This window comes from Pseudoalteromonas sp. SIMBA_162 (assembly GCF_046535955.1).
GTDB lineage: Bacteria > Pseudomonadota > Gammaproteobacteria > Enterobacterales > Alteromonadaceae > Pseudoalteromonas > Pseudoalteromonas marina.
Genome location: NZ_JAWJBQ010000005.1, coordinates 115383 through 129572, shown reverse-complemented (window position 1 = coordinate 129572; position 14190 = coordinate 115383). Strand labels below are relative to the sequence as shown.

Genomic DNA, 14190 nt, shown 5'->3' with positions numbered 1-14190 from the left:
CAAAGGTTTTAAGCTTTATTACGACGCAAACAAATTATTGCTATAGCGGTAAATGCTAAAATGAAACAATAATAAGACGATGTTGAGACTTCCCAAGGGCTAATTTTAAACGTAGCGCCAAGTAAAAGAGCTTGCGCTCCATAAGGTAAAGAGCCCTGAGTTACACAAGCAAAAATATCAAGTAAGCTTGCAGAGCGTTTGCCACTAATTTCACCATCGTCAGCGAGTTTTTTAGCAATAGGACCCGCCACAATAATTGAAACGGTATTATTAGCAATACAAATGTTACTTGTCATGACTAGGGCTGCAATACCAAGTTGGTCAGCTACTTTTCGGTGCCATTTAGCAATTACTTTAGTAATGGCTTGAATTTTTTGGGCAATGTAATCAAGGCCACCGTTAATGCGAATAAATTCAGAAAGACCACCAATAAACATAGAAAGTAAAAATATTTCCTGCATATCGGTAAAGCCTTGATAAATATCTTTAACAAAGCTAGACCCTTCGTAGCTACCGGTAAAGCCCATTAATGCAGCAAATATAATACCGCTAAATAACACAACAAATACATTTAGGCCTGCTACGGCGAGAACTAAAATAAAGGCATAAGGTAGCACTAACCAAATATCGTAATCTTGGGTTTCGACCACTTGCGCTGCAGGCGTAAGGTAAAATAATAAACCGATTGTTAAAATTGCGGCTGGTACTGCAATTTTAAGGTTTTCTTTAAACTTATCTTTCATTTCACAACCTTGCGTTCGTGTAGCCGCAATCGTGGTATCTGAAATAATTGATAAGTTATCGCCAAACATAGCGCCAGACACAATAGTACCCGCCATAAGGGCTGGGTCTATACCTGTTTTGATCGACACCGCATAAGCAATTGGGCCAATCGCCCCAATAGTGCCCATTGATGTGCCCATTGCTGTAGATACAACCGCGGCAATTAAAAATAAACCAGGAAGTAATAAAGCGGGCGGTATCAGTGATAAACCCGCATTAACTACGGCGTCAACACCCCCTGTTGCACTGGCCACTGCAGAAAAAGCACCGGCAAGCAGGTAAATTAAACACATCGTAATAATGTTGTTATGCCCAGCGCCTTTTATAAAGGTTTCAACACATTGATTAACAGTGCCTTTATTAAGTATAAAGGCAAGCATAATGGCGGGTAATATTGCCACCGGTGCTGGCAGTTGATAAAAAGCGTAATCAACCCCTTGAGATTGCAGGTATAAACCAGAACCTAAAAATAGGGCTACAAATGTTAGTAGGGGTAGTAAAGAAAGTATTGCTTTGTTTTTATTAAATGATGGCTGCATCATAATCCTCGGAACCAATTAATTACCACAACCAAAAATTCCTCTTTTAGCTGAATTTAGCAAGTCTATCTAAGTTGTTAAAAGCTAACAAATAGTAGAACAATGCAGCGCCCGCAAGCCAAAGACCAAATCGACGCGAAGAAGAAGTTTAAATGTATAGATGGCTAAAGTAAACTGGTATTGTTATTATTCTTTTATTAAAGGGTTGACTGACTATTACATGACTTTTAGATAAAATCTACTAAGTACGTTACTTTCAGTGATTGATGTTAACTGAGCGGTATATACACTCAATATATACAAAACGATCGGTTTACGGTTTAAACAAAAATAAATTAAGGCATAGTGATGATTCGAATTGGTGTTTTTGGTGCTAATGGCAGAATGGGTTTAGCTTTATTGGAAGCCGCAACAATAAAAGAGCAAACACAACTAACAGGAGCCTATGTTCGCAGTGGGTCATCGTTAATTGGAGTTAATGTAAACCAAGTCAATAGCGCTGCTGATAAAAACGTATGTTTTAGCGACGAAAACACACTCGAAAGTGTCGATGTTTTAATTGATTTCACCCTGCCAGACGGTATGCGTAGCCACTTAAAGCGTGCTGTTGAACAATCTCTCCCTTTAGTTATTGGCACAACAGGTTTAACGGCCGATGACATGGCATTATTAGAAAATGCTGCTAAACATATACCTATTGTATTTGCTCGTAACTATAGTGTTGGCGTAAATGTGTTACTAAATTTAGTTCAAACGGCTGCTACTAAGTTCGGTGACGATTTAGATATTGAGATATTTGAAGCGCATCACCGTCATAAAATCGATGCGCCATCGGGCACGGCTCTGGCAATTGGTGAGTCAATTGCAGATGCAAAAGGATGGAACCACGAAGAGGTTGCTGTATACGATCGAAGCCAAATTGAAACTGAAAAATCTCAAAACGAAATTGGTTATTCAGTCCTAAGAGGAGGTGACATAGTAGGTGAACATACCGCCTATTTTGCCACAATGGGGGAAAGGCTTGAATTAACGCACAAAGCAAGTTCGAGAATGACCTTTGCGCTAGGCGCTATAAGAGCTGCAAGCTGGTTGCAAAATAAACCGGTAGGACTTTATGACATGCAAGATGTGCTCGATTTAAAGTAGTTTAGTATCTATTTTGGGTGTTTGGGTCTAATTTTAGCTAAAAGCACTTATTTGTTATGATTTACCAAATAATGTTAGACCTAAAACTCAACATCATGTAGTATACAGCCAATTTGCCAAAAATTACTAAATGCGTGTTTCCAATTATACCCAAGTGGCTAGTAAAATCAGGGGTTCAGTGGGAATGATAAGAGTTTTAGGCAAGAAAAAATGTTGAAGATTTAGCGGTTATATCGGCCTCATTTAAGACTGCGTAAAACAATTTAATCTCATACAAAATCTGGTTTTGACGATCCCTCTGGGTATTGGCGGGGTGATAAGCAATTTGCTTACTCCCGTTTTTTACTGTTAGGAGGTTTAACTTGACTAAATCCGCTCTGTTAGTCCTAGAAGACGGCACAGTGTTTCGCGGTACTGCAATCGGCGCTGACGGCATGTCAGTCGGTGAAGTGGTATTCAATACGTCTATGACTGGTTATCAAGAAATTTTGACTGACCCTTCGTACGCGGAACAAATCGTAACTTTGACGTACCCACATATCGGTAATACGGGTACCAACAGCGAAGACGAAGAAGCGAATCAAATATGGGCTAAAGGCCTAGTGATCCGTGATTTGCCACTGCTAGCAAGTAACTTTCGTAACGAGCAATCGTTAGATGATTACTTGAAAGAACGTAATATTTTAGGTATTGCGGACATCGACACCAGAAAGCTAACACGTATTTTGCGCGACAAAGGCGCTCAAAATGGTTGTATTATTGCTGGTGACGAACTAGACGAACAAAAAGCGCTACAAGCCGCGCAAGCCTTCCCAGGCTTAAAAGGTATGGATTTAGCAAAAGTTGTCTCAACCAAGGAAAATTTTGAGTGGCGCGAATCAAGCTGGACATTAGGCGAGGGGTTTAAAACTTTAGATACCGCCGATGAAAAGTTTCATGTTGTAGCCTATGACTTCGGTGTTAAGCGTAATATATTACGTATGCTTGTTGACCGTGGTTGTAAACTTACCGTAGTACCTGCACAAACTAGTGCTGCTGACGTACTCGCATTAAACCCCGATGGTATTTTCTTATCTAATGGCCCTGGTGATCCTGAGCCATGTACATACGCAATTGACGCGATAAAATCATTTTTAGAAACCGACACACCCATTTTTGGTATTTGTTTAGGTCACCAGTTATTAGCGCTTGCTTCAGGTGCTAAAACAGAAAAAATGAAATTTGGCCATCATGGTGGTAATCACCCAGTTAAAGATCTAGACCGCGATGTAGTGATGATCACAGCGCAAAACCATGGTTTTGCAGCCCAAGAATCAAGCCTACCAAGCACGCTTCGTGCAACACACAAATCACTGTTTGACGGTACGCTTCAGGGTATTCATCGTACAGATAAGCCAGCATTTAGTTTTCAGGGTCACCCTGAGGCAAGTCCAGGCCCGCATGATGCAGCCCCATTATTTGACCACTTCATCGATTTGATGCAAGCGCGTAAACACTAATTTAACTGGAGTAATAATGCCAAAACGTACCGACATAAAAAGCATTCTTATCTTAGGCGCAGGCCCAATTGTTATTGGTCAAGCTTGTGAATTTGACTACTCTGGTGCACAAGCGTGTAAAGCACTTAGAGAAGAAGGCTATAGAGTTATCCTTGTTAACTCAAACCCAGCAACGATTATGACCGACCCAGAAATGGCTGATGCAACATATATCGAACCAATTCACTGGGAAGTAGTAGAAAAAATCATCGAAAAAGAAAAGCCAGATGCAGTCCTGCCTACAATGGGCGGCCAAACAGCATTAAACTGTGCACTTGATTTAGACAAACACGGTGTATTGGCTAAGCATGGCGTAGAGTTAATTGGCGCAACAGCTGATGCAATAGACAAAGCCGAAAACCGTGAACGCTTTGACACTGCAATGAAAAACATTGGTCTTGAGTGTCCTCGTGCAGAGATCGCACACTCAATGGAAGAAGCTAAAGATACAATGAGCCGCATAGGCTTACCGTGTATCATTCGTCCTTCTTTCACCATGGGTGGCACCGGTGGCGGTGTTGCTTACAACATGGAAGAGTTTGAAGAAATTTGTGAGCGTGGTTTAGACCTGTCACCTACTAACGAATTACTAATTGATGAATCACTGATTGGTTGGAAAGAGTACGAAACAGAAGTTGTTCGTGACAAAAAAGACAACTGTATTATTGTTTGTACTATTGAAAACTTTGACCCAATGGGCGTGCACACAGGTGATTCAATCACTGTTGCACCAGCGCAAACGTTAACCGACAAAGAATACCAAATTATGCGTAATGCCTCTATGGCAGTACTGCGTGAGATTGGTGTTGAAACCGGTGGCTCTAACGTACAATTTGGTATTAACCCTAAAGATGGCCGTATGGTTATCATTGAGATGAACCCACGTGTATCGCGCTCATCGGCACTAGCCTCTAAAGCAACGGGTTTCCCAATTGCTAAAATTGCAGCAAAACTTGCAGTAGGCTACACGCTTGACGAACTTCAAAACGATATCACTGGTGGTAAAACACCAGCCTCTTTTGAGCCTTCAATTGATTACGTTGTAACTAAAATACCTCGCTTTAACTTTGAGAAATTTGCCGGTGCTAACGACCGTTTAACCACGCAAATGAAATCAGTAGGCGAAGTAATGGCAATTGGTCGTAACCAACAAGAGTCATTACACAAAGCATTACGTGGTCTTGAAGTTGGCGCAACGGGTTTTAACCCAATTGTTGCACTTGATGACCCTAAGGCAAAAGAAAAAATCATCCGTGAATTACGTGAGCCAGGCGCTGAGCGTATTTGGTACATTGCAGATGCAATGCGACACGGTATGAGCGTTGAAGATGTTTACGAGCTGACTAAAGTTAACCGCTGGTTCTTGGTTCAAATTGAAGACATTTTAAAAGACGAAGCTAAAATCGCTGAAGGCGGAATGGCTGGCCTTAATGCAGATTTTTTACGCAAGCTTAAGCGTAAAGGCTTTGCCGACCCGCGTATTGCTGAAATTGCCGGCGTGTCAGAAGCTGAAATTCGTAAAAAACGTCATCAGCTAAATATTGTGCCAGTGTACAAACGTGTAGATACGTGTGCTGCAGAATTTAGTTCAGACACCGCTTACATGTACTCATCGTATGATGAAGAGTGTGAAGCAAATCCAACAGACAAAGATAAAATCATGGTTATTGGTGGTGGTCCTAACCGTATCGGCCAAGGTATTGAATTTGATTACTGTTGTGTACATGCTGCGCTTGCACTTCGTGACGACGGTTACGAAACCATCATGGTTAACTGTAACCCTGAAACCGTATCTACCGATTACGATACATCTGACCGACTTTACTTTGAGCCAATTACCCTTGAAGACGTATTAGAAATTGTACGTGTTGAAAAGCCAAAAGGTGTTATCGTGCAGTACGGTGGTCAAACACCACTTAAACTAGCACGTGAGCTAGAAGCCAATGGAGTGCCAGTAATTGGTACTTCACCAGATGCAATTGACCGTGCAGAAGACCGTGAGCGTTTCCAACAGTTAGTAGAGCGTTTAGACCTACTGCAGCCAGAAAACGCAACGGTTACATCAACTGAAGAAGCTATTTTAAAATCAGCTGAAATTGGTTTCCCGCTGGTTGTTCGCCCATCATATGTATTAGGTGGCCGTGCAATGGAAATTGTATACGACGAAGACGATTTACGCCGTTACATGACCGAAGCGGTTCAAGCTTCAAATGAAGCACCTGTTTTATTAGACCACTTCCTAGATAACGCAATTGAAGTTGACGTTGACGCAATATGTGACGGCGAGCAAGTAATCATTGGCGGTATTATGGAACACATTGAGCAAGCTGGTGTTCACTCTGGTGACTCTGCCTGTTCATTACCAGCACATTCTTTATCGCAAGAAGTGCAAGATGTAATGCGCAAGCAAGTAACCGATATGGCTCTTGAACTGGGTGTTGTAGGTTTAATGAATACACAGTTTGCAGTAAAAGATGGCAAAGTGTATTTGATTGAAGTTAACCCACGTGCTGCGCGTACGGTTCCATTTGTATCTAAAGCCACCGGCGTTGCACTTGCAAAAGTAGCTGCACGTTGTATGGCGGGCCAATCTTTAGCGAGCCAAGGCATTACTAAAGAAATTATCCCTCCTTACTACAGCGTTAAAGAAGTGGTTTTACCGTTTGCTAAGTTCCAAGGTGTAGACCCTATCCGTGGCCCTGAAATGCGCTCAACAGGTGAAGTAATGGGTGTTGGTGATACTTTCGCCGAAGCATTCGCAAAAGCACAATTAGGTGCAAGCAATACTTTACCACGCGGTGGTCGCGCGTTATTATCTGTTCGTAATAGCGATAAGTCACGTATTGTTGAATTAGCTAAAATCATGACCGAGTTAGGTTTTGAATTAGACGCAACAGGTGGCACAGCCAAAGCGCTTGAAGAAGCGGGTATTAACGTTCGTCGCGTAAATAAAGTTTACGAAGGTCGTCCACATATTCTTGATTACATTAAGAATAAAGAATACAGCTATATCGTTAATACCACCGAAGGTCGCCAAGCGATCGAAGATTCGAAGGTGTTACGTCGTGGTGCATTGCAAAATAAAACCAACTATACGACTACCTTGAACGCGGCATTCGCTAACTGTACTGCTAACAAAGCAGATGACCGCAGTAAAGTGGCGTCAGTTCAAGAGCTACACCTGCGATTGAACTAAGGAAATGTACCAAGGCCTAATTAGGCCTTGGTGTTAAGTGAGAAAATATGCAAACAATTCCGATGACAGTTCGTGGCGCAGATTTACTGCGTAAAGAGCTTAACGAATTAAAAACAGTTACCCGTCCTAAAATCATCGCTGATATTGCTGATGCGCGTGAACACGGTGACTTAAAAGAAAACGCTGAGTACCACGCTGCGCGTGAGCAACAGGGTTTTTGTGAAGGTCGTATTCAAGAAATTGAAGCTAAACTTTCAAATGTTCAAATAATCGACGTAACTAAAATGCCTAACACAGGTAAGGTTATTTTTGGTACCACAGTAACTATTGTTAATGTAGAAACTGATGCCGAAGTTAAATACCAAATAGTTGGCGATGATGAGGCAGATATTAAAAATAACTTAATTTCTGTTAACTCACCCATAGCTCGTGGTTTGATTGGTAAGCAAATGGATGATGCAGTCACCATTAAAACACCAAAGGGCGACGTTGAATACGAAATCATTGAAGTTGAGTACCTTTAATATATCCTCACTTTAGCGTTTACATAAAAGCCGATGTGATTACATCGGTTTTTTTATGCCTTTAATAATCTCGACTTTGTTTACTTTATTGGGTACGTTAGGTTGACTATATCCTAATGATTGAGAGTACTGATGTCCTTAATTAATTTTCCTGAGCCACTTAAACCTAATGATAATATTGCAATTTGTGCGTTTTCTTCAGGTGTTGATAATCACTTTCAAACACGATTAGACACTGTGCTAAATGGTTTAAAGTCGCAAGGGTTTAAAGTAATTGAAGGTGACAGTGTAAGGCAAAATATCAGCGCTAAAGATCGAGCTTTAGAGCTAATGCACTTTCTTACCGACGATAATATAGCGGCAATTATGCCCCCATGGGGTGGAGAGCTTGCCCTAGACGTTTTGCAATATATTGACTTTAACATAGTGAAAACGGCTAAACCTAAGTGGTTAGTGGGGTTCTCTGATGTTAGTACATTAGCATGTGTGCTCACTTCTCGATGTGGTTGGGCAACCCTTCATACTGCTAATTTAATGCAGCTACATCCAAATGAAACAGATCATAATTGTGTAAATGTTTTTCACGTTTTAGCGCTCACCAAAGGCGAGCAATTTGAACAAGTACCTTCAGCATCATACCAAACTAAATTAATTAATTACGAGAGCGACCCTGATGCGTTGTTTGAACTTACTGAGCCAACGCAATGGCAATGTTTAAATTACAACGATGCGCGTAAATTAGAAATAACAGGCCGGCTTTTTGGCGGTTGTTTAGACACGCTTAACTTGTTGCTTGGCTCGCCTTACCTCGATTTACATCGCTTCAAACAAGAGTATGCACCAGAGGGCCTTGTGCTCTTCCTTGAAAATGCAGAGCTAAGCCCAACAGCCGTAGCACGTAGTCTCATTGCATTAAAACTAAATGGCGTACTTACTGATGTAAACGGTATTATACTTGGTCGCAGTGCCGTTATTGCTAGCCCCCATAAGCAGATTGATTATTACCAAGCAATAGAATTGGCACTTGGTAAATGTATATTCCCCGTACTGTTTGATGCTGATATTGGGCATGTTGCACCTAATTTAAACTTAATTAATGGTGCAAGCTGTACGATTAACGCAGACATAAATGAAGGCAAAGTGATTAAGGCATCGCTAAGCACTAAGCTGTGTTAATTATTAAGTTTTATATCTAATGTATAGTTGAAAAGGAATCTTTAATTGAACATTACGGACGCTCATTACTCATACTTTTTAGGCAAAAGACTCCGTCACTAAGCTATTTGTTTCACTTTTCACATCGCTAGTTAGGTTAAACTGATGCGATCACTATAATTTAATATACCCTACTATGGCTAAATGTGCCTCTAAGATAAACCTTGATCTTAGAGGAACGATTTCCTATTTACTGCCCGCGTTATTCGTGGAATTATTAAGCAACTAAAATGCAACTTATGCAGAACGTGTAAACAATTTTAGCTAAGGAGTAGTTATGTGGGATGAAAGGTATAACACTCAGCAATACGCTTATGGCAAAGAGCCAAACGATTTTTTAGCCCAGCAATACAAACAATTACCTAAAGGCAGGGTTATAAGCTTGGCCGAAGGCGAGGGGAGAAATACGGTATTTTTAGCAAAAATGGGTTATGAGGTTACTGCGGTTGATGGCTCGAAAGTAGGCCTTGAAAAAGCAGCAAAACTTGCAAAAGAGCATTGCGTAAAAATTGAACTAATACATGCTGATTTAGCAGAATTTGATTTTGGAAAAGAAACATGGGATGCAGTCGTCTCTATTTATTGCCCTTTACCGAGCGCAGTTCGCTCTGCGGTATATAAACGTGCTGTAAAAGGTTTAAAGCCAGCTGGAGTATTTTTACTCGAGGCCTATACACCAGAGCAAGTAAACTATAATACCGGCGGCGGCCCAGATGCAGATACTAAAACCTCAAAAAGCGATTTAGAGGATGACTTAATAGGGCTTAGTTTTGTACATTTAGAAGAATTAAAACGAGAAGTGTTTGAGGGCTCGTATCACACCGGTTTAGCATCGGTCTTGCAGGCTATAGCTAAAAAATAAATGTTATATAAGTTTAGGGCGCTTGTTATAGCGCCCTTTATTTTTATGGTTTAAATAGAGGCTAATTTTTATTATTTGATAATTTCTCAACCAATTCAACTCGGCGATTAAGCTCACGCCCTAATTCGTTATTGTTTGTGGCAACCGGTGAATATGGGCCTGCGCCATGAGCAAGCAGTCTTGATTTTGACACGCCATAATTAGTTATTAGCGCCTTAACAACAGCATCAGCCCGGCGCTTAGAAAGGTTTAAATTATATTCAGCTGACCCTTTATCGTCTGTGTGCCCAACTACATATAAGCTCAGCTGTTTATTTTTATCTAATACTTGTGCAATGGTATCTAAAGCCTGCTTAGACTCTGGTTTAATACTGGCTTTATCATAATCAAATTGCACACCGTATATTGATGCTTTTCCTTTTTGCGCTAACTGCTCTAGTACTTTGTCGCTATTAGTTTCGATTAAACCAGTTTGCAATGGAGTGGTTTGCATAACCACGAGTTGAATACGTGAATGGCCTTGATAATTCCCTATAAAAAATGCAGCGTAAGTCGTTTGTTCATTAAGCGTTTTTTTCATAACCTGATAGCGAGGTTGCCCTGAGTAGTTATAAATTAATTTAACCGCTAAAACATCACCTAACTGATTTATATCTTCTCTGATTTTTCTTTTATTAGTATTTTTACTACATGAGCTCTTTTGGCACGAAAATACAGTTTCAAACCCCTCTTTGACTAATGCGGCAACATAGTTATGATAAATTTTAAGAGAGGATACGTTATTTACCACATAAGTAATCTGAGTTATGTCGCCAATCACATCAAGTGTTGGGATCTGTTTTGTTTTTTTATCTACAACACCCACAGGAATGTTAAATTCTTCGTAGTCTACTTGCTTAAAATCCTCAATATAACTACCTGGATAACGACTCAGCAAAGGGTGATCTTGAGTCCCTTTTTTATCTTTTTTTGGGGCTTTATTACTATTTTTATGTGTTGTTGTTTTAAGTGCACTGAGATCGGCGGTTATTAAGCCGGTTTCAATCTCTTTTATATCTATAGTGGTTAACTGCACACCCGTTTCATTTTTATATTGCCCTACATAAAGAGCAACAGCAGCCTCAAGTTTGTCAGTGCCTTTGGTTGCGAATATATAATACGGATTTCGAAATGAAGAACCGATGTTAAAATAGCTAGATTTTTCGCCTAATCGCTTCTCATCTTTGTATCTATCACCTGAGTAACATTCATCTAGCGAACACATATAGTTAATAGTAAAGCCGGCTTTATTAAGTGCTTCTTGATAGTTTTTGGTGACCTTTAAAGAAGCCACATTTTTTATATCGTAAGAGTAATGGCTCGCAAAGCCAATAAATGAGTCAAAAGTAAATTGTTTGGCCTTTGTTTCATTGCGATTAAACTGTGTAACAAGGCGAGTTTGTTCACCTTCTAGTACCACTTTATTTTGTAATTTTGCACCAGGATAAGGTGAAAGAAACGGCTTAGCGTGAATATAAAATGCACTTAAGCAACAAGTGAAAATGATGACTAATTTATTTATATTTTTCATTAAAATGTCCTTTTTATATTGAAAGTATTCCGCGACTATAAAACAGCTGATTTTTAAAGTCATCCTACTTAACTTATAGTTTTGCTTCATTTATTTTTTTATCAACACAAAATACAGAGAACGGCGGTTTGAAAACTAAAGCATTAATAAGCTGTTTTGGTTTACGTTTATTTGATGACGATTGCTCAGAAAAATGAGAACCTAATTAAAGTCACTTACATAAATAAGTTATTAAGCCTTCCGCACCTAAATAATAAAAGGAAAACAATGAAAATAGATGACATCAGAGTGTTTGTGCCATGTAAAAACTATCAACAATCGTGTGCATTTTATCAGGCGCTGGGCTTTAATGTTGAGCAGGCATCAGCTGATTTAAGTATTGCAACATCAGGTGAATGCAGCCTCTTTTTACAGCGTTACTACAACCAAGAATTTGCTGAAAATTTAATGCTGCAAGTGTGCGTATTAAATATAAATGAAGCCTTTGACATTATTAGTAAGCTCACTAACTTTGATATTCGCTTTGAAGGAATAAAACAAGAGCCGTGGGGTAAAGTGATTTATTTATGGGGACCATCAGGCGAGCTTTTACACATAACTGAATTTAATTAAAAAGGAATAATAATGAAAAAAAATACGTTTTTTGTCATGTTGATGGTTTTTTTACTGACCTCATGTAGTGCGCTTGTGAGTAATAATGCAGGTAAAAATACGCGCTCTAGCAGTTTGGTTGACTTTCTTTATCCAAACGAAGATAGCCGTGCTACGTATAAACCAGAAATTCCGGTGTTGAAATTACCCGTTACAGTGGGTATTTCATTTGTGCCGTCTAAAGAGTGGCAAGCAAACGGTATTGAAAGTCAAAATGAGGTAGAGTTGCTCGAAAAAGTTAAAAAATCGTTTTTGCAGTACGATTACATTGCCCGCATAGAAGTAATTCCAAGTACGTATCTTAAAGGTGGAGAAGGGTTTTCAGCGCTTGAACAAGTAGGGCGACTATACGATGTAGACGTAATGGCATTGGTTTCTTACGATCAAGTAACGCAAACCTATGAAAATAACGCCGCATTATTGTATTGGACCATTGTAGGTATGTACGTTATTCCCGGTAACGAAAATACGATTCAAACCTTCGTCGACACTGCTGTTTTTGATATAAAAAGTAAAAAAATGCTTTTTAGAGCACCAGGCATCAGCAAGCTTGAAAAAAGAACCACCGCTATTGGTATTGACGAAACGCTCAATGAAAAGTCACTTGAGGGGTTTAATTTAGCGGTTACCGATATGAGCCTAAATTTAGATGCGGAATTGGCACGCTTTAAAACGCGGGTTAAAGAAGAAAAAATAGCAAAAATAGAGAATAAAGATGGCTCAAGCAGTGCTGGGGCGTTTAGTGTGTTTATTCTGGTTTTTATATCGCTACTTGTTTTAAAGCGCAGATATGTAAATAACTAAACATCTACATAGTTAAGTCGCTAAATACTTAAATTTAAAACGCCACATTATTCAACTTATGCGGCGTTTTTTTATGGTGTTTAGCTTAATTTTTCATTAAAAAACGCTAAGGTACGCTGCCAAGCAAGCTCTGCTTTTTGCTCATCATAACGCCCAGTAGAGTCGTTATGAAAACCATGATTAGCACCTTCGTACATGTGCATAGTGTACTCAACATTGTTAGCTTTTAAGCTTTTTTCATACTCAGGCCATGTGGCGTTAACGCGTTTATCAAGTTCACCTAATTGAATCATTAAAGGGGCTTTAATATTTTTGTGTAAGCTTTCACTTGCAGGTGTGCCATAAAAGGGCACGCCCGCGCTGAGTAAGTCACTATCAACTGCGGCTAAGTAGTTAACAATATAACCCCCAAAACAAAAGCCTACGGCGCCTAATTTGCCGTTGCTGCTAGGGTGGGCTTTTAAAAAGTGAGCGGCGGCTACAAAGTCGTTTTGAATTTTAGCTCTGTCCATCGTGCGTTGCATTGCACGCCCCTCATCATCATTACCCGGATAGCCACCAAGCGGGAAAAGTGCGTCGGGGGCAAAAGCAATAAAGCCTTTTTTGGCTAAGCGCCTTGCAACATCTTTTATGTAAGGGTTTAAACCACGGTTTTCGTGAATAACTAATACAACCGGCAGTTTACTTTCAATTTTGCTAGGCACCGCTAAATAACCTTTACCCTTACCATGCCCGTTTGGCGAATCAAATTCCTCGTAGGTAGCTTTAATATCGTCATCGTTAAACGAGACTTGCTCTGCAAGTGCATAGTTAGGTAAAAGCGCGCTGGTGAGCACACTCATTGAAATCCCTAGTGCTGCAAGGCCACCTAGTTTTTTCATGAAAGTGCGACGGTCCATTAAACCATGGGCATATTCGTCGTACCAATCAAACGCTTCTTGAGGAATGTGATCTATTTGAGGTGAATTCATGGTTTTCCTTAATTGTTATGCTTTTTAATATTAAGTACCTAAACGTATCGGGTATAAAAAACGAGCACTAATTTTACTATTTAGTGTATTTTTGCCGTTAACTATTAATAAGCTGACAGGCTATGATCAACCCCCATCATAAAATCTAATCCTGCAAAGGCAAACGCTACAACAATGGCACCCAATAACATTAAATTACGGTTATTTTTTCTGTATCCAACAATGGTTAGTACTGCAAATATGATAAATAAAATAAGTTGAAATGTACCCATGGTTAATCCTTTAAGAAAGTAAACTGAGAGTCAAAATACCAGTGAAAAGGGGAAGTTAGCAAATAATTGAAGGTTATTTTTAACTATAAATAAAAAGCTCGGCATGTTGCCGAGCTTTT

At 39.7% G+C, this 14190-nt stretch carries 12 protein-coding genes; 8 read left to right on the top strand and 4 right to left on the bottom strand.

What is annotated here, in order from left to right:
* Nucleotides 1-8: 8 nt before the first annotated feature.
* Nucleotides 9-1322, bottom strand: a complete 1314-nt coding sequence (locus tag R0J88_RS05430) for a Na+/H+ antiporter NhaC family protein (protein WP_021032455.1) — start codon at nt 1320-1322, stop codon at nt 9-11.
* 348 nt (nt 1323-1670) lie between these two features.
* On the opposite strand from R0J88_RS05430, the gene dapB reads away from it, so the two are divergent.
* The 6 genes from dapB (at nt 1671) to R0J88_RS05400 (ending at nt 9803) form a co-directional block, all read left to right on the top strand.
* Entirely contained in the window at nt 1671-2468 is a 798-nt protein-coding gene (gene dapB / locus R0J88_RS05425; RefSeq protein ID WP_271480301.1) for a 4-hydroxy-tetrahydrodipicolinate reductase, read from the top strand.
* 362 nt (nt 2469-2830) lie between these two features.
* Entirely contained in the window at nt 2831-3967 is a 1137-nt protein-coding gene (gene carA, locus R0J88_RS05420) for a glutamine-hydrolyzing carbamoyl-phosphate synthase small subunit (protein ID WP_006792431.1), read from the top strand.
* Between the two features lie 16 nt (nt 3968-3983).
* Complete coding sequence (gene carB, locus R0J88_RS05415; protein WP_410899341.1) at nt 3984-7202, top strand: carbamoyl-phosphate synthase large subunit; 3219 nt, start codon at nt 3984-3986, stop codon at nt 7200-7202.
* 47 nt (nt 7203-7249) lie between these two features.
* A complete protein-coding gene (greA, locus tag R0J88_RS05410; protein WP_006792433.1) occupies nt 7250-7726 on the top strand; it encodes a transcription elongation factor GreA in 477 nt (158 codons plus the stop codon).
* A 132-nt stretch (nt 7727-7858) separates the two neighbouring features.
* The gene (locus tag R0J88_RS05405; RefSeq protein WP_410899340.1) at nt 7859-8902 is read left to right on the top strand and encodes a S66 peptidase family protein; all 1044 of its coding nucleotides are present in this window, start codon (nt 7859-7861) and stop codon (nt 8900-8902) included.
* A 316-nt stretch (nt 8903-9218) separates the two neighbouring features.
* Entirely contained in the window at nt 9219-9803 is a 585-nt protein-coding gene (locus R0J88_RS05400; protein WP_410899339.1) for a class I SAM-dependent methyltransferase, read from the top strand.
* A 61-nt stretch (nt 9804-9864) separates the two neighbouring features.
* Here the strand turns inward: R0J88_RS05400 and R0J88_RS05395 are convergent, their stop codons facing one another.
* On the bottom strand, nt 9865-11373 hold the full coding sequence (locus R0J88_RS05395) for an OmpA family protein (RefSeq protein WP_410899338.1): 1509 nt from the start codon (nt 11371-11373) through the stop codon (nt 9865-9867).
* Nucleotides 11374-11640: 267 nt separating this feature from the next.
* Between R0J88_RS05395 and R0J88_RS05390 the strand changes: the two genes are divergently transcribed.
* Both R0J88_RS05390 and rhlP read left to right on the top strand, forming a co-directional pair.
* Entirely contained in the window at nt 11641-11985 is a 345-nt protein-coding gene (locus R0J88_RS05390; RefSeq protein ID WP_006792436.1) for a hypothetical protein, read from the top strand.
* Nucleotides 11986-11997: 12 nt separating this feature from the next.
* Nucleotides 11998-12828 carry a rhombotarget lipoprotein gene (gene rhlP, locus R0J88_RS05385; RefSeq protein WP_410899337.1) on the top strand — a complete coding sequence of 277 codons (831 nt, stop codon included), beginning with the start codon at nt 11998-12000 and terminating at the stop codon, nt 12826-12828.
* A gap of 80 nt (nt 12829-12908) precedes the next feature.
* Here the strand turns inward: rhlP and R0J88_RS05380 are convergent, their stop codons facing one another.
* Nucleotides 12909-13799: a dienelactone hydrolase family protein gene (locus R0J88_RS05380; RefSeq protein ID WP_410899336.1), complete on the bottom strand. Its 891-nt coding sequence runs from the start codon at nt 13797-13799 to the stop codon at nt 12909-12911.
* Between the two features lie 104 nt (nt 13800-13903).
* The gene (locus R0J88_RS05375; protein ID WP_006792439.1) at nt 13904-14071 is read right to left on the bottom strand and encodes a hypothetical protein; all 168 of its coding nucleotides are present in this window, start codon (nt 14069-14071) and stop codon (nt 13904-13906) included.
* Between the last annotated feature and the right edge of the window lie 119 nt (nt 14072-14190).

Bases quoted from the DNA above. Each gene is read 5' to 3' on its own strand.
- R0J88_RS05430 (WP_021032455.1), bottom strand. From the start codon at position 1,322: ATGCAGCCATCATTTAATAAAAACAAAGCAATACTTTCTTTACTACCC.
- dapB (WP_271480301.1), top strand. From the start codon at position 1,671: ATGATTCGAATTGGTGTTTTTGGTGCTAATGGCAGAATGGGTTTAGCT.
- carB (WP_410899341.1), top strand. From the start codon at position 3,984: ATGCCAAAACGTACCGACATAAAAAGCATTCTTATCTTAGGCGCAGGC.
- greA (WP_006792433.1), top strand. From the start codon at position 7,250: ATGCAAACAATTCCGATGACAGTTCGTGGCGCAGATTTACTGCGTAAA.
- R0J88_RS05405 (WP_410899340.1), top strand. From the start codon at position 7,859: ATGTCCTTAATTAATTTTCCTGAGCCACTTAAACCTAATGATAATATT.
- R0J88_RS05400 (WP_410899339.1), top strand. From the start codon at position 9,219: ATGTGGGATGAAAGGTATAACACTCAGCAATACGCTTATGGCAAAGAG.
- R0J88_RS05395 (WP_410899338.1), bottom strand. From the start codon at position 11,373: ATGAAAAATATAAATAAATTAGTCATCATTTTCACTTGTTGCTTAAGT.
- R0J88_RS05390 (WP_006792436.1), top strand. From the start codon at position 11,641: ATGAAAATAGATGACATCAGAGTGTTTGTGCCATGTAAAAACTATCAA.
- rhlP (WP_410899337.1), top strand. From the start codon at position 11,998: ATGAAAAAAAATACGTTTTTTGTCATGTTGATGGTTTTTTTACTGACC.
- R0J88_RS05380 (WP_410899336.1), bottom strand. From the start codon at position 13,799: ATGAATTCACCTCAAATAGATCACATTCCTCAAGAAGCGTTTGATTGG.
- R0J88_RS05375 (WP_006792439.1), bottom strand. From the start codon at position 14,071: ATGGGTACATTTCAACTTATTTTATTTATCATATTTGCAGTACTAACC.